Here is a 15174-nt window from a genome sequence, read left to right as displayed (position 1 = left end):
ATACCTGCCGACATTCACTGCGACTTGAGAAGATCGCAGGCGCTCTCCGACGCCGGCCGCCACGCATCCTCGGGCGCGATCGTGCCGGTGATCTCGTAATAGTCGTAGGTGTATTTGGATTCCGCCGGCGTCTTGATCCGCGCGACATAGAGCGGACGCATCACCTGGCCGTCGGCCCTGATCGCGACATTCTTCATCTCGAAATCGTTGATCGGCGTGTTCTTCATCTGCCGCATCACGGCATCGCCATCGTCCGAGCCGGCGGCGGCCACCGCCTTCAGATAATGCGTGATGGCGCTGTAGGTGGCCGACTTGCCTTCATTGAGCAGTTGCCCGTTCGTCGCCTCGGCGTAGCGCTTGGCAAAGGCCCGGCTCTCCGGCGTCATGTCCCAGTAGAACGGCGTCGTCAGCCGCACGTTCTGGAGGTCCTTCAGGCCAATGCCGTGGGTCTGGCTGATCATGAGGCCGAGCGGAACGAGGAGTTGCGTCTTGGTCAACCCGAACTCCTGGGCCTGCTTGATCGCGTTGGCGAAATCCGCACCCGAATTGGCGAGCGCAATCGCCTTGGCGCCGCTGGCCTGGGCGGTCAGCAGGAACGAGGAAAGATCCGACGAGTTGAGCGGATGCAGCACCGAGCCCAGCACCTTGCCGCCGCCGGCTTCGATGAACTTGGTCGCATCCGACTGCCAGGCCTTGCCGAACGCGTAGTCGACCGTCAGGAAGAACCAGCTGTCGATCCCCTGCGCGAGCAGCGCCTTCACCGTGGCCTTCGGCTGGGCATAGGTGTCGACCACCCATTGCGTGGTCATCGGTGAGCACTTGTCGTTGGTGAAGAACGAGCCCGCCGTGCCCGCCAGCATGTAGGGCTTCTTGCGGTTCTTCATGATCTCCTGCACCGCCAGCGCGATCGAGGAGGCCGAGCAGCCGACGATGGCATCGACACCTTCATTGTCGACCCAGCGCAGCGCGATGGCGACGCCGACGTCGGGCTTGTTCTGGTCGTCGGCAATCACGAGCTCGATTTTCTTGCCGCCGACCGTTCCGCCGAAATCGGCGACCGCGAGCTTGGCGGCGGCGACCGAACCGAGGCCGCAATTGTCGGCATAGGGACCGTTCTGGTCGTTCATGATGCCGATCTTGACGACGTCACCGGAGATTCCCTGCGCCGACAGCGGCGCATTCGTCAGCAGCAGGGCAATCATGCCGAGCGCAGTCATGGTCGATATCTTCACCGTTTCCTCCTGCCTTTTTGCGTTTCCTCGACCGGCTTTTGCCGGCTCTCGTCATTTGGTTCAGTGGTGATCCCGGGTCGGCCGCTCTCCGTGCGGGATCAGCAGCGCGTCGAGCGCCACGGCCCCCTCGCCTGCCGCCCGCAACAGCAGCGGGTTGACGTCGATCTCCGCGACCGTGCCTGCATGCGCCGCCGCAAAGCGCGACAGCGCCGCAACGGCGCTGGCTGCCGCGTCGAGGTCGGCACGCGGCCGGCCGCGCGCACCGTCGAGCACGGCAAACGCCTTGAGCGAACGCAGCATGGCCATCGCTTGCGCCTCGCTGACCGGCGCCATCTGCACGGCGGAGTCCTGGAGGATCTCGGCAAAGATGCCGCCGAGACCGACCATCACCACCGGCCCGAACACCGGATCGATGCGGCTGCCGAGGATGAGCTCGGCAACGCCCTTGGCCATCGGCGCCACGATCACGCCGTCGATCGTGGCATTGGGTGCCCTCGTGGCGACACGATCGCGCATCTGGGCATAGGCGTGCCGGACGTCCGCCTCCGAGCCAACGCCGACGACCACGCCGCCGGCCTCCGTCTTGTGCGGCAAATCGGGCGAAGCGATCTTCAGCACCACGGGATAGCCGATCTCGGTCGCGGCACGCACCGCTGCATCCGCATCCTGCACGAGGTGCTCGACAAGGACCGGAACGCCGGCCTCGGCGAGCGCGCGCTTGGCGCCAAGCTCATGGCGAAAGGCATCTGTCGGAAGCGGCAAAGCCTGCGCGACTGCCACCGGCTTGTCCTGCGGGCGCTGCGCCGCGACCTGCAATCGCACCAGCGCGGCAACGGTCGCACAGCAGCCGTCGAAGCTGGCGATGGTCGGAAAGCCCAGCGCGTGCAGCTCGGTCAGTGCGTCCTCGGGTCCGTCAACGCACAGAACGATCGGACGGGTGGGAAATTGCGCGCGCATGTTGCGCAGCGTGTCCATATAGATCGAGCGCAAGCGCGGCAGGTGCAGCGAGAACGGCAGCGGCAGGATGACCGTGTCGGCGTTCTCGTCCGCGACGACCGCGGACATGATCTTCTCGAGCAGATCGGGCCGGCTCGACATCTGCGCGGTGGCATCGACGGGATTGCGCGCCGAAGCAAACGGCACCAGTTCCAGAATCCGGCGCTGCGTCTCCTTGCCGAGCTCCGGCAAAGTCAGCCCGACCGACTGCGCGGCGTCCGCGAGCAGCACGCCGAAGCCGCCCGATGCGGTGAGGATTGCGATGCCCGGCCCTTTCGGCAGACGATCCGGCAGCAGGATCGATGCCGCATGGCCGAGATCGATCAACTCGTCGAGGCTGTGCACACGCACGGCGCCGCAACGTTCAAACAGCGCATCGAACACAGCGTCCGATCCCGCCATCGCCCCGGTGTGCGAGGCGGCCGCAGCCTGGCCTGCCGCGGATGTGCCGATCTTCATGGCGATGACGGGCTTGCCCGCATCGCGGGCCTCCTCCAGCGCGGCGATCAGACGAGCGGCGTCGCGGCACGCCTCAAGGCAGCACAGGATCACCTTGGTGGCGGGGTCGCGCGCCATCCAGGCGATGCCATCGGCGATGTCGATGTCGCACTCGTTGCCCGTGGTGATGAAGCGGCTGACGCCGACGCCCCGCTCGCTGGCGAGGCGCATGGTGTAGCTGCCGAGATTGCCGCTCTGCGACACGATGCCGAGCGCGCCGGCGGCCGGCATGCCGTGCTCCAACACGATCGAGAACGTCGCGATGCTCTTCTCGGCGACGCTGACCGCGCCGAGACAGTTTGGCCCCAGAAGGCGCATGCCGCTGTTGCGCGCGGCAAGGCGCAGCCGCTCCTGCATGGCGCGGCCCTGCTCGCCGAGCTCGGCAAAGCCGGAGGAGAACACGACGACGCTGCGGACTCCGCGGGCCGCGCACTGCTCCACGGCCTCGCCCGCGCGCTCCGCGTCGACCGCGATGATGGCGAGATCCGGCGCCTCCGGCAGATCGACGACGGAAGCATAGGCCTGAAGCCCCTGCACCGTCGCAGCCTTCGGATTGACCGGATAGATCCGACCTGCATAGCCGTGACGACGCAACAGGTCGACCGGCCGGCCGCCGATCTTGGTCGCCTCCTGCGAGGCGCCGATGATCGCGATCGACCGCGGCGACATCAGCGCGTCGAGACCTTCTCCCGGCCGCATCTCAGCGCCCCTTGAACACCGGCGCGCGCTTCTCCAGGAACGCCATCCGCGCTTCCTTGGCGTCCTCGGTCTTGGACAGCGCCATGGTGATGTTCTGCTCGAAACGGTAGGCGTCGCGCGGCGGCATCAGCTCGACCATGTTCGCCGCGTTCTTGGCATATTCCATCGCGATCGGGCTCTTCGAGGCGATCTCGCGCGCGATCTTCATCGCTTCGGGGATCAGGTTCTCCTTGGTGGTGCAGGCCTCGATGATGCCGAGGCGGTACAGCTCGGCGGCCGGCACGCGATAGCCGGTGAAGAACATCCGGCGCATCAGCGAGCGACCGAACAGCGTGTTCAGCATGGCCGCGCCGCCGGCGAGACCGACGTTGATCTCGGGCATACCGAATACCGCGTCCTCGCAGGCGTAGAAAATGTCGCAGGAAGCCATCAGGCCGACGCCGGCGCCCAGCGCCACGCCGTTGATCGCCGCGATGACCGGCTTCGAACATTCACGGATGCAGTTGCCGGTCTCGCGCGTGATCCGGTTATGGCTATGGAACGCGCCGATCTTGGTCGGGTCCGGCCGGTCCTTCAGATCCGCGCCGCTGCAAAACACCTTTCCCGCTCCGGTCAGGATCGCGACCCTGACGTCGGCGCGCTCGGAAATCTCGTCAAACACGCTGACGATGCGGTCGCGCATGGCGCGATCGAGCGCATTCACCGGAGGACGGTTCAGCGTCACCAGCGCGATGTTGTCGGACACTTCGAGGGTGACGATATCTCCTGACATGGGCTTCCTCCTGGGCTTCTGTTCGTCTTGCTTGTGGTCGCATTGTTGCGCCTGACCGATCGGTCAGCTTTTTGTGCTGATAACACCAACCACGATGACTTGCAATATCCTGTCGATGTCCTATTGACCGACCGATCGGTCAGTCGATAGATTCAAGATAAGCAAGAACGACCTTGAGGAGGACTCCCATGCCCAGGATTAGCCGACGCCAGGCGACCACCCTGATCGCCGGCGCTCTCGCTGCGCCGCTCAGTGCGCCCGCCATCGTGAGGGCGGCGCGCTCGTCGCAGATCTTCATCATCGTGCCCTATGCGCCCGGCGGCTCGATCGACAGCCTGATGCGCTCGATTGCGAAGGCGATGGCGGAAACGCTCGACCAGCCTGTCCTGGTCGACAACAAGCCGGGCGCCAACGGCATTGTCGGATCGCAATATGTGGCGCGCGCGCCGAAGGACGGATCGGTCCTGCTGGCGGGCGGCACCGGGCCGATTTCGCTGAACGTGCTGCTGCGCAAGAACCTGCCCTACAAGCTCGAGGACTTCGCCTCCGTTGCGATGCTCTGCAACGGGCCGCTGTCGCTGACCGTGAACGCGCGCACGCCCGCCGCCGACGTGAAGAGCTTCGTCGCCTACGCCAAGGGACGCGACAAGCCGCTGTTCTACGCCACGCTCGGTCCGGGCAGCGTGACGCATCTGTTCGGGATCATGATGGGCAAGTCGATGGGATTTGCTGTCACCGAGGTCGCCTATCGCAACAATCCGGCCTCCATCATGGAGACGCTATCCGGCGAATGCGATCTCAATTTCGCGACGCCCGCCGCCGTCATCGAGCACGCGCGCGGCGGTCAGCTTCGCATTCTCGCAGTCTCCTCGGAGAAGCGCATGGCGAGCTTTCCCGAGATTCCGACACTGGCCGAATCCGGCTATCCCAACCTCACGGCCTCGTTCTGGACCGCCCTGCACGCGCCCGCGGGCACGCCTCGCGACGTCATTGCGCGGCTGAACGCGGCAGCCAACGCGGCGATGCAGAAACCCGAGATCGCAAAGCAGCTCGAGACCGACGGCCTGATGGTCGATACCGGCGCACCGGAACGGCTCGACGCGCAACTGGCGAAGGACGCGGCGCTCTGGGGGCCGGTGATCAAGGCGCAGAACATCGCGCTGGAATGAGGCGCGACCGCCGCCGCCCGGTCAGCGCGACTTGCGCCGGCCGGCCCGGGGCGGCTCGGCCCCCGGAAGCTCGACCAGTTCGCCACTTCGCAAGCCGTTGAAAATCATATCGAAGAAGACGTCCGCGATCTGCTCGGGCGTCGCCGACTTGTTGGGATTGTACCAGCGATGCATCCAGTTGAGCGAGGAGAGGATCAACCGTCCGGTCATGGGAACGTCGACCTTGCGGATCTCGCCGGCATCGATCGCTTCCTGGATCAGGCCGCGCAAAAAATTCTCGAAACGGTCGCGGCGCGTCAGCCGCTCCTTGTGCCTGGTACGATCGGGGTCGTTCCAGAAGGCCGTCGTGGAGGCGATCCAGGCCCAACGATAGCGCCGGAAATATTCCGCGGTGGCCACCATGAACGCGCGGATCTTCTGCGACGGCGGCCCGTCGGGAATACGGTCGCGCACGAACAGATAGAGCTCGAGCGTGGAGCCGACCGCCACACGCGCGTAGATCTCGTCCTTGTTGGAGAAATGATGATAGAGCAGCGATTTGGAGATACCGCAGGCGAGCGCGATGTCGCGCATCGAGGTTCCCTCGAAACCCTTGCTGGCAAACAGCCGGCCGGCCTCGGCAAGGATCTGAAGCACGCGATCCGAGGCCTCGGCCTGGTTCGCAACGCCATCTCTCATCGTTGACAGTTCAGTCATGAACTCCGCAATCCATCCGTCAGCCCAGCGGCAATCCGAGGGTCTTTAGAATGAAACTAGGTTTTCACCGACCGATCGGTCAAGCCCGGCGATCCCGGTGCGAACACCGATGAGTGCGGTCCGGATCAGGCGCGTGGGCGCGACCAGGGACCAGCTTGGCGAGAGCCCGGTGTGGGACGAGCGCCGGCAGCGCCTTTACTGGATCGACGCGCTGGCCGGGTTGATCCACGCGCTCGATCCCCTCACCGGTTCTGTCGAACAGTTCAGCGTGCCCGCGCCGATCGGCTCGCTCGCCTTGCGGGGCGACGGCGGTGCGGTGCTCGCCCTGCGCAACGGATTTGCAGCCTACGATTTCGACACTCGAACGCTGACGGAGGGCCCATCGATCGGGCTCGACCACCCGAAGGTGCGGCTGAACGACGGCAAGGCCGATTCCCGCGGACGTTTCCTGGCCGGCACGATGCACGGCGACCGCGCCGCAGACGAGGCGCCGCTCGGCGGGCTCTATCGGGTGGACGCATCCGGCGCGCTGGAACTGCTGGAGACCGACCTTGCCGTCAGCAACGGACCGTGCTTCAGCCCGGACGAGCGAACATTCTATATCGCCGACAGCGCGAGACGAATCATCTGGGCCTATGACTACAGCCCGGAGGGCCCGCTCGCGAACAAGCGCGTCTTCGTCAACACGGAACCGCAAGGCTCCGGTTGCGACGGTGCGACGATCGATTCGGACGGCTATCTCTGGTCCGTCCTCGTGCGCATCGGCAAGATCGCCCGGTTCGCCCCTGACGGGACGATCGTGCGGACGATCGACATGCCGGTCCGTCATCCGACCAGCGTGAGCTTCGGCGGGCCCGGTCTCGATGTCCTCTACGTCACGTCGATCTCGCGCAGTCACGCGCTCGGCGATGATCACCCCGATGCCGGCGGCCTGTTCGGCGTCGAAGGCCTCGGCGTTCGCGGACTGCCGGCGTGCAGGTTTGGCTCGGGCTGACCAGCCTCCTCGCTTAGCTCGCCGATCTCTTGATCTGCTTGGGCACGTTCTCTGCCATGTAGTCCACGAAGACCCTGATCTTCTCCGGCAGATAACTGCTCTGAAGAAAGGCCGCGTAGATCCCTTCGTCGAAGGTGGAATTCGTCACCCGGAATCCGGGCAGCAGGCGGACGAGGCGCCTGCTCTTCAATTCCTCCGCCACCGTGTAGTCATCGAGCAGCGCGATGCCGTGCCCGGCGACGGCAAGGTCGCACAGCACAACACCGTTGTTGCTGCTGAGGGACGACGGCACCACGATCTCGCGCAGCCTGTTCCTGCGCATGAACTTCCAGACCACGTCGTCCGGTCCCATCCAATAGGTCAGGCAGTTGTGGCGGGTGATATCCTCGGGCTCGCGCAGCTTCGGCATCCGGCCGACATAGTCCGGCGACGCAACGAGGATTCGTTCGCTCCGCAGCAGCCTTCGCTGCATCAGGCCGGGATCCTTCGGCGCCTGGATTTGGAAATCGACGTCGAACTCGTCCTCGCGGAGCTGGGCGTGCCGCTCGGACAAGCGCAGCTCCACCTTCAGCTCCGGATAGAGCTTCTGAAAGCCCGGCATCAGGGGCGAGAGCACCTTGATGCCGAACAACGTGCGGGAATGCACGCGCAGCGTTCCGCGCGGCGCGGTCTGGAGCGCCAGCGCGGCGGCTTCGGCATCCTCGATACCGTGCAGCACCTGCTCGGTCCGCTGGAAGAAGATCTTGCCGGCGTCGGTCAAGCCGAGATGGCGCGTGCTGCGGTTCAAAAGCTGCACGCCGAGCTGCGCTTCGAGCTCGCCGACATAGCGCGACACCGACGCCGGCGAGAGCCCGACGCGGCGCCCGGCCGCCGAAAAACTGCCCTCGCGGACGGCGCTGACGAACAATTCCATGGCTTGGAGGCGATTCATCGATCTTTTCAGATTTTGCAAAGGACATGCTCAGATTACGCCAATTGTTCGAAAAAGCTCAAGGCCCTAGCTTGCTGATAACGCGTCGCAAGAGCGACCGGCGGATCGCAAGAGCGACCGCGATGCAGTGGAGGACGCAACCGATGGAATTCGGCGTATTCATTCTGGCGCAGCAGCGCGGCTATCATCAAACCTCGCAGCAGGTCATCAACAACGCCGTCGAGCAGACGGTCGCTGCCGAGCACGCCGGCTTCGATACGGCCTGGTACGCCGAGCACCATTTCAACAATTACAGCCTGTGCCCTTCGCCGCTGATGATGGTGGCGCATTGCGCCGGCCTGACCAGGCGGATCCGCCTCGGCACCGCCGTCTGCGTGCTGCCGCTATACAATCCGGCGCGACTGCTCGGCGAGATCGGCTTCGCCGACACGGTCTCGAACGGCCGCCTCGATCTCGGCATCGGCTCGGGCTACCAGAAGTTCGAATTCGACCGTTTCGGCGTCGACCTCGACCATTCGCATGCATTGTTCGCCGAATTCTACGACGTGCTCCGGGCCGGCATGCGCGAGCGCATCTTCTCCTATTCCGGCGAGCACCTGAAAATGCCGCCGACCGCCATCGCCGTGCGCACCGTGCAGACGCCGACACCACCGATCTGGGTCACGTCGGGCCACGGCGAGACGCTTGGCCGCGCCATTCGCGACAACCACAATTTGTTCGTTACTGCGTTGCTGAACGGGCTCGACGCCATCAAGGCCCTCCGTGAACGCCTCGAGGGAATCGCAGCCAAGGAAGGCCGCTCCATCGATGACACACACTTCGGCTTCCTGCGCTGCGCCTATGCCAGCGACAACGACAGCGAGATCCAGTCGTATCTCGACAATGCCCGCTTCCAGCGCCGGCTCTCCGAAAGCCTGAAGTTCCGGCGCGCGCAGAGCGACGACGGCTATCTGATCAAGGAAGAAGCCGGCCCGAACGACATGAGCCTGGAGACGATGCGAAACAACCTGCCCGTCGGCAGCGTCAACCAGGTGATCGACCGCATGCTGGAAGAGATCAGCATTCTCAAGCCGACCCACATCGCGCTTCAGACCCAGCTCGGCGATTTCGATCAACGCACGATGCTGCGGCAAATCGAGCTATGGGGCAGCAAGATCATTCCTGCGATCCGGAAGGAGCTGAAATCCGGACGCGGCAAGGTCGCGGGCGAAGCGGTTTCGGCGTAAGCGCAACCGGCGGGGAGCGAGGTCAGGAGGTACGTCATGGGATGCCAGATGTCTCAAATGACCGATGTCCGGTCGGTCGAAGCCGCGGAGTTTCGGCTGGCCATGCGCAACCTCGCGAGCGGCGTCGCGATCGTGACGACGGGATCGGAGACCACACGGCGCGGGCTGACGGTCAGCTCCGTCACCTCGCTGTGCATGGAGCCGCCCTGTCTGCTCGTCGGAGTCAATTCAAGCTCCGAAACGCATGCGGCGATCCTCGCCAATGGCCGCTTCGGGGTCAGCCTGCTCGGCCGGGGTCAGGAGGATCTGGCCCTGCGCTTCGCCGGCGGTGCGAAGGGCATCGACCGGTTCGCGACGGCCCCATGGGAGCAAGGCGTGCTCGACGTGCCCTTGCTCGAACCGGCGATCGGCGGATTGGAGTGCGTACTGCACCATCACCAGATGGTCGGCACGCACGGTCTCTTCATCGGCAGGATCGTGGCCACCCGCGGCGGCAACGGCGATCCCCTGGTCAATTTCCAGGGGGCGCTGCGCGCGCTGCCGCAAGCATAGTCGCCCCTTGGTGCCAATCCTGGCATCAACACCAGGCCGGCCGAAAGTGCAGGAAGGAGCGCCATTGTGATCATCGAATGCCTGGACGGCGGTGTCGTCCGACTGACCGAACCGAACGACTTCCGCAGGTTCAAGCTGGTGCTGCACGCCGGTGTCCACACGGGTACCCAGAGCTGGAACGGCATCACGCTTCTCGATGATCGTGATGGGCTCGTCTCGATCGATCTGGTCCCGACCCTGGCGGGCCACCCCGATGATGCAAGTTGGGATCGGCAATATGCGGAGATGGTGGCCAAGGCCCGCGAGCATGGCTGGATCGATTCCGAGCGACAGGCGATCCGCGCTCACATTGAACGAATACCTTAGCCGTCACCGTCGGCACTCGTGCAGGTTCTCGAACTGACCAGCGATCGCCTCGGTTCGCTGCCTCCGATCCGCCTCTTTTCAAACGCCGCCATCACACCAGGGAACGTCCGCCCGCGCTTGCCGACAACAAATTTCTCTTGATCTCCCGGCTCACGCGTCGCGCACACGCCGCCACGTAATCGATTGAAAAACCTGAACGATTACAGCCCCGCCCTGTTCACGGTCGTCTCGCCCAATTGATTGCAGTTTCGTTGTGGGCATTGCTCAGCGAGAAGGAACCTGTGTCGCGTATCCCTGAGCCGCCGGCAGCGGCGCCGAGCGATTGCGGCGGCCGCGCCAGCAGCAATCGCTCTGTAATCGCAGCAATCGCTCTGGGGTAACGAGGTGGCAGATCCGCTAGATCGTTGCGGTGTCGATCCAGGAGCCCCCAACGTCCCGATTTCCGTCCGCAACGCTCGCGGCGATCGTCGACGCCCTGAGAGCGGTGGCCGGTGATCCGCCAAAGACCCGCGCCAGCTTTGCCAGGGGCAGTTGCGTCCGCGGCACCTATGTCCCGTCGGATCGGGCGGAGGAAATTACGAGATCCCGGAGCTTCACGAGACCATCGCGCGTGCTGGCGCGCTTCTCGGTCGGCAGCGGCAATCCCAAAGTCGCGGGTGGCGACAAGCTCGTGCTGCGCGGCTTGAGCTTCAAGCTCGGGGACAGCCGCCACCGCTCGGACATTCTCGCGCAAAGCGCTCCCGTGCATTTTGCGAGGACGCTCGACCAGATGCTGGCTTTCCTCAAGGCGCGCATTCCGGGACCAGACGGCGGTCAGGACATGGAGAGGGTCAAGGCATTCTCCGTCGCCAACCCCGAAACGCTGCGTCAGGCCAGTTACATCGCCGCGCACCCCCTGCCCCCGAGTTTTGCCGGCACGACCTACTGGGGCGTGCATTCATTTCCCGCCACGAATTCGACGGGCGAAACACGGTTCATCAAGTTCAAGATCGCCCCCGTCGGCGCAGAGGTCACGCCGACGGAAAGCGAAGCCGCGGCGAAGTCCGCCAACTTCCTGCACGATGATCTCGAACATCGGGTCACCAGCGGCGACGTCCGCTTCAGCGTGATGGCGCTGCTCGATCGTCCCGGCGATCCCACCATGGACGTGACCGTCCGATGGCCCGACGAGGATAATCGCGAACAAGTTCGGCTGGGAACGATCGTGATCACCGGCCTCGAACCAGACGAAACATGCGACGCCGGTATCTTCGATCCGGCAAATCTCGCCGAAGGCATGGCCCATCCGCCCGACGAGATCTTCGCCGCGCGCAGTGGCGCCTATGCCATCTCGCTGGCGAAGCGTCGTTGACCAGCCGGCATCGCCGGAATCACGTCTCGTTCTCACTGACGCCCGACAATTCACGTCGCCATGCCGCCGGGCTCACGCCGACTGCTGCCGAGAACACCCGCGTAAAGTGGCTTTGATTGGCAAACCCGGCCGACAGTGCGATCTCGGCCAGTGACAGATCGTGCACGGTCATCAATTGCTGGGCCGCCTTGACGCGCTGCCGCAGCAGCCATTGGTGCGGCGGCAGGCCGGTGGAGGCGCGAAATGCGCGCGAAAAATAACTGACCGAGAGACCGAACTCGGCCGCGACCTGCTGCAGCGAAAGCGTCCCGCCGAGGTCGGAGTCGAGCCTTTCGCAGGCGCGCTTCACCTGCCACGGGGCGAGACCGCCCCTGGGCACTCTGACGCCCCACCTCAGTCCACCATAGGTCTGCGCGATGTGCGTGGTAAATGCGAGCATCATGTGATCGATGAAGAGATGGTTGGTCTCCGCCGGCCGACGCAGCGCTGGCAGGAGCGCTCCACCGATATGACGGACGACTGCGTCGTCATGGCCGCCGCCGAGCTGGGAGGGGAGCTCACCCACGCGCGGTGCGCCGGCCTGCTCAGCGATACCGTCGAGCGCCGAGCGCGGAAGATAGAAATTAAGGAAATGTAACGGCTGGTTGATGATGAATCGCGGATTTTTCTTCATGTCGTACAGGTGTGTTGCGCCCGCACGAATATCGGTCTTGGCGGCAGGCTTGCCGCGCTCCCAGCGCTCGGCGTTGGGGTAATCGTAAAGTTTCAGGCCGACAACATAGGCATCCTGAAGATCCATCTCGCCGGAGGGGCCTTCCACCGGGGTATCGTCCAGGACCTCAGTAACCGCGATCTCGGCATTGCGCAGTGAACGCGTGATCAACGAGGACGGTTGATGCTCCAGATGCAAGTATTGGGTCACAGCCTGACCGTAGAAACCCGTCGACTTCATGTGCACCGTCCCCTTGAGTGGAGTTGGCCAGAAGAGTGTTATCATCAACGAAGGCCGCGACCATCGTAAGCTTCACGAAGCAACCCTCCCGCGAGCAGCGCGGATCGTCATATATCCTCTTCGGAGAAGCCTAGCGATTCACGGCGCCATGCCGCCGGGCTCATGCCGACCAAGGCCGAAAATACCCTCGTCAAATGGCTTTGATTGGCGAACCCGGCCGAGATCGCGATTTCAGACAGCGGCAAGTCGCGCACTGCCATCAACTGCTTGGCCGTCTTCACGCGCTGCCGCAGCAGCCATTGGTGCGGCGGCAGGCCGGTCGAGATGCGAAATGCGCGTGAAAAATAGCTGACCGAGAGATCAAACTCAGCCGCGATCTGTTGCAATGAAAGCGTCCTGCCGAGATTCGCGTCGAGCCTTTCACAGGCTCGCTTCACCTGCCACGGGGCGAGACCGCCGCGCGCCGGTCCGGCACTGCTCTGTAGCCCACCATAGGCCCCGGCGATGTGCGCGGTGAACGCGAGCATCATGTGATCGATGAAAAGCTGGTTGGCTTCGGACGGACAGCTCAGTGCTTCCAACAGAGATGCTCCAACATGACGCATGATCTTGTCGTCATGGCCGTAACCGAACTGACAGGCGAGGTCGCCAACACGCGGTGCACGTAATTCCCGGGCGATACCGGCAAGCGCCGAACGCGGAAGATAAAACTGGAGGGAATGAAACGGCTTGTCGATGATAAAGCCCGGATCGCTCCTGAGGTCGTATAGATACGTCGTGCCGGCGCGGACATCCGCCTTCATGACGCACTTGCCGTGATCCCAGAGTTCGCAGTCCGGGTAGTTGTGAAGCTTCAGGCTGACGATATAAGCCTCATCGGCCACCGAGCCGGAACGGCCTGGCACGGGGTTGTCATCCTGGGTCTCGGTGACCGACAGCTCGATGCCGCGCAGTGAACGCGTGACCAGCGAGGGCGGAGCATCTCTCAGGTGCAACTGCCGCCCTATCCGCTGTCCGAAGGTGCCGGCATGCGCCATATCGATCGGCTCTATTCGTGGAGCTGAAGCGGGGCAAACTATCGGCCCATTAGGTCGAATTCATTATTGGAGATCGGCAAGCGACGGTCCAGACCAGCTCACGGAATTGGCATCTGCGCCAATCGAACGCGATCAATCCTCGACCAAACAATTTTCGAAGCAGTTTCAATGTGATCCGGCCCCTTTTTAGCCTCGCCACAACCGGGCTCGGGCCCGCTTCCATCGTGCGTTTGTGAAATCCCAACAGGCGTTTTGTCCGACGCCCGTTCAGGCAGACGCGGCATCGAAACCCGCGTGCACGAGGATTCTCGCAAGCTGCTTGCGCGCCTGGGCCCGCGAGCCCCTGCCCCAAGTCAGGTGCCGCCTTCCGATTCGCCGTGCGGCGCGCCTCATCACATGCGGGTGCGGGCCTTGGAGCAGAATCGGACAAAGCACACCTGTTTTGGGAAAGACGGCGGTACGACGCAACCTTAAGAACCGTAAAACCCCGGGTCACAGACCGGGGGGCAGAACTCGCGACGTCGATTGCGCATGAAATCAACCAGCCGCTTGCGGCCATCGTGACCAACGGCGAGACCACATCCGCCGCACGATACCGAGCTCTGTTTGCCATCATCGTCACGAACACGGTGGAGGTCACCGCTCCGTCCACCGGCCAACGAATCCCCGGCGGGAATTGAACGCAAGACCTCCCCAACACGAGCACAATTCATGAGCACGCCGATGGCCGACACCCTGGACGCCCTTCCGGTCGAACCCGGGACGCGCGAGAACGACGTGCCGTCCGCCGACCGGCGCGCTGCCGACGTGGAGATGACGCGCGTCCTCCACACCGCGCCACTTCACATGGCATTGGACGCCTCCGGCGCCGGGATCGCCCACTGGCAACATGAGCCGCTGCACGACGTCGTCGAGCCAATGAGCCACCATGTCATCATGGCCTACAACGGCGCGGTGCAGCGCATGGAGCGGCGGTCGGGAAGCTCGGTCGTCAAGGGAACGTTTCGTCCCGGGGTCGTGATCATTATCCCGGAGGGCTCGAGCTCCCGGTGGGACATTCCGAAGCCTGTTGACGTCGTCCAGCTCTATCTTCCCCGCGCCACGTTGAGGCGCGTTGCCGACGAGGCCGGGACCCGCAACCCGGCCGATCTCCTGGAGCGAACTGCGCATCCCGATCCCATCACGTCCCGATTGCTCCTGAGCGCGGCCGGCGTGCTGGAGGGCAATCGGGCCCTCGACGCGCTGTTCAGGCATCAGCTGACCGATCTCCTGGCCACGCGCCTCCTGGCCGCGCATACCAGCTCGCCAACGGCGTTCCAGCCGACAACGGGCGGGCTTTCACCGAAGGTCCTGCTTCGCGCCATCGAACGCTTGCGCTCGGACAGCGATGCGGACGTCTCCCTCGATGCCCTCGCCTCGGATGCGGGCCTGTCGCGCTTCCACTTCTGCCGCGCCTTCAAGGAGAGCACCGGGCTTTCGCCCCTCGCCTGGTTGCGGCAACACCGGCTCGAGCAGGCAATGAACATGCTGCGCGACACCGACGCGTCGGTCGTGTCGGTGGCGATGGAGCTTGGCTATGCCTCCCAGACGGCCTTCGCTGCGGCGTTCAAGCGATCGACCGGGGACACGCCGAGCGATTGGCGGCGGCGCGTGCGCTAGCAGGGATCTCCCTGGAATCAACGAAATGCCTTTCGACCACGAGA

Annotated in this window: 14 protein-coding genes; 7 read left to right on the top strand and 7 right to left on the bottom strand. The window is 64.3% G+C overall.

Features of this window, described 5'->3' with window-relative positions; genetic code table 11:
* Positions 1-14 precede the first annotated feature (14 nt).
* From NLM15_RS16490 to NLM15_RS16480, 3 genes are read right to left on the bottom strand one after another with little or no spacing between them, the layout of a single operon-like run.
* The gene (locus NLM15_RS16490) at positions 15-1232 is read right to left on the bottom strand and encodes an ABC transporter substrate-binding protein (RefSeq protein ID WP_254118116.1); all 1218 of its coding nucleotides are present in this window, start codon (positions 1230-1232) and stop codon (positions 15-17) included.
* A 60-nt stretch (positions 1233-1292) separates the two neighbouring features.
* Positions 1293-3425 carry an acetate--CoA ligase family protein gene (locus NLM15_RS16485; protein ID WP_254118115.1) on the bottom strand — a complete coding sequence of 711 codons (2133 nt, stop codon included), beginning with the start codon at positions 3423-3425 and terminating at the stop codon, positions 1293-1295.
* A 1-nt stretch (position 3426) separates the two neighbouring features.
* Positions 3427-4197: an enoyl-CoA hydratase/isomerase family protein gene (locus NLM15_RS16480; RefSeq protein WP_254118114.1), complete on the bottom strand. Its 771-nt coding sequence runs from the start codon at positions 4195-4197 to the stop codon at positions 3427-3429.
* 188 nt (positions 4198-4385) lie between these two features.
* Between NLM15_RS16480 and NLM15_RS16475 the strand changes: the two genes are divergently transcribed.
* Positions 4386-5366: a tripartite tricarboxylate transporter substrate binding protein gene (locus NLM15_RS16475; protein WP_254118113.1), complete on the top strand. Its 981-nt coding sequence runs from the start codon at positions 4386-4388 to the stop codon at positions 5364-5366.
* A gap of 21 nt (positions 5367-5387) precedes the next feature.
* On the opposite strand, the gene NLM15_RS16470 is transcribed toward NLM15_RS16475, so the two are convergent.
* Positions 5388-6062 (bottom strand): TetR/AcrR family transcriptional regulator, encoded by a 675-nt coding sequence (locus tag NLM15_RS16470; RefSeq protein ID WP_254118112.1) that lies wholly within the window; start codon positions 6060-6062, stop codon positions 5388-5390.
* 133 nt (positions 6063-6195) lie between these two features.
* On the opposite strand from NLM15_RS16470, the gene NLM15_RS16465 reads away from it, so the two are divergent.
* The gene (locus tag NLM15_RS16465) at positions 6196-7056 is read left to right on the top strand and encodes an SMP-30/gluconolactonase/LRE family protein (protein WP_254118111.1); all 861 of its coding nucleotides are present in this window, start codon (positions 6196-6198) and stop codon (positions 7054-7056) included.
* A 13-nt stretch (positions 7057-7069) separates the two neighbouring features.
* On the opposite strand, the gene NLM15_RS16460 is transcribed toward NLM15_RS16465, so the two are convergent.
* Complete coding sequence (locus NLM15_RS16460; RefSeq protein ID WP_254118110.1) at positions 7070-7987, bottom strand: LysR family transcriptional regulator; 918 nt, start codon at positions 7985-7987, stop codon at positions 7070-7072.
* Between the two features lie 143 nt (positions 7988-8130).
* On the opposite strand from NLM15_RS16460, the gene NLM15_RS16455 reads away from it, so the two are divergent.
* The 4 genes from NLM15_RS16455 to NLM15_RS16440 all read left to right on the top strand — a co-directional run bounded on the left by NLM15_RS16455 (position 8131) and on the right by NLM15_RS16440 (position 11482).
* On the top strand, positions 8131-9213 hold the full coding sequence (locus NLM15_RS16455; protein WP_254118109.1) for an LLM class flavin-dependent oxidoreductase: 1083 nt from the start codon (positions 8131-8133) through the stop codon (positions 9211-9213).
* A gap of 48 nt (positions 9214-9261) precedes the next feature.
* Entirely contained in the window at positions 9262-9765 is a 504-nt protein-coding gene (locus tag NLM15_RS16450) for a flavin reductase family protein (RefSeq protein WP_254118108.1), read from the top strand.
* Positions 9766-9831: 66 nt separating this feature from the next.
* Positions 9832-10131, top strand: a complete 300-nt coding sequence (locus NLM15_RS16445; RefSeq protein WP_254118107.1) for a hypothetical protein — start codon at positions 9832-9834, stop codon at positions 10129-10131.
* A gap of 415 nt (positions 10132-10546) precedes the next feature.
* Positions 10547-11482 carry a catalase family peroxidase gene (locus tag NLM15_RS16440; protein WP_254124259.1) on the top strand — a complete coding sequence of 312 codons (936 nt, stop codon included), beginning with the start codon at positions 10547-10549 and terminating at the stop codon, positions 11480-11482.
* Positions 11483-11501: 19 nt separating this feature from the next.
* Here NLM15_RS16440 and NLM15_RS16435 read toward each other — a convergent pair whose 3' ends face one another.
* Together NLM15_RS16435 and NLM15_RS16430 are read right to left on the bottom strand one after the other, a co-directional pair.
* On the bottom strand, positions 11502-12434 hold the full coding sequence (locus NLM15_RS16435; protein WP_254118106.1) for an AraC family transcriptional regulator: 933 nt from the start codon (positions 12432-12434) through the stop codon (positions 11502-11504).
* 107 nt (positions 12435-12541) lie between these two features.
* A complete protein-coding gene (locus NLM15_RS16430) occupies positions 12542-13471 on the bottom strand; it encodes an AraC family transcriptional regulator (RefSeq protein WP_254118105.1) in 930 nt (309 codons plus the stop codon).
* 711 nt (positions 13472-14182) lie between these two features.
* On the opposite strand from NLM15_RS16430, the gene NLM15_RS16425 reads away from it, so the two are divergent.
* Positions 14183-15130 carry an AraC family transcriptional regulator gene (locus tag NLM15_RS16425; RefSeq protein ID WP_254118104.1) on the top strand — a complete coding sequence of 316 codons (948 nt, stop codon included), beginning with the start codon at positions 14183-14185 and terminating at the stop codon, positions 15128-15130.
* Positions 15131-15174: the final 44 nt, after the last annotated feature.

The organism is Bradyrhizobium sp. CCGB20, assembly GCF_024199855.1.
Classification (GTDB): domain Bacteria; phylum Pseudomonadota; class Alphaproteobacteria; order Rhizobiales; family Xanthobacteraceae; genus Bradyrhizobium.
Note: the sequence above shows the minus strand (reverse complement) of the source record. Positions and strands in the feature narration are given on the sequence as shown.

Coding starts and splice junctions, on each gene's coding strand:
- NLM15_RS16485 (WP_254118115.1), bottom strand. CDS start 3,425: ATGCGGCCGGGAGAAGGTCTCGACGCGCTGATGTCGCCGCGGTCGATC.
- NLM15_RS16480 (WP_254118114.1), bottom strand. CDS start 4,197: ATGTCAGGAGATATCGTCACCCTCGAAGTGTCCGACAACATCGCGCTG.
- NLM15_RS16475 (WP_254118113.1), top strand. CDS start 4,386: ATGCCCAGGATTAGCCGACGCCAGGCGACCACCCTGATCGCCGGCGCT.
- NLM15_RS16470 (WP_254118112.1), bottom strand. CDS start 6,062: ATGACTGAACTGTCAACGATGAGAGATGGCGTTGCGAACCAGGCCGAG.
- NLM15_RS16460 (WP_254118110.1), bottom strand. CDS start 7,987: ATGAATCGCCTCCAAGCCATGGAATTGTTCGTCAGCGCCGTCCGCGAG.
- NLM15_RS16455 (WP_254118109.1), top strand. CDS start 8,131: ATGGAATTCGGCGTATTCATTCTGGCGCAGCAGCGCGGCTATCATCAA.
- NLM15_RS16450 (WP_254118108.1), top strand. CDS start 9,262: ATGTCTCAAATGACCGATGTCCGGTCGGTCGAAGCCGCGGAGTTTCGG.
- NLM15_RS16435 (WP_254118106.1), bottom strand. CDS start 12,434: ATGAAGTCGACGGGTTTCTACGGTCAGGCTGTGACCCAATACTTGCAT.
- NLM15_RS16430 (WP_254118105.1), bottom strand. CDS start 13,471: ATGGCGCATGCCGGCACCTTCGGACAGCGGATAGGGCGGCAGTTGCAC.
- NLM15_RS16425 (WP_254118104.1), top strand. CDS start 14,183: ATGAGCACGCCGATGGCCGACACCCTGGACGCCCTTCCGGTCGAACCC.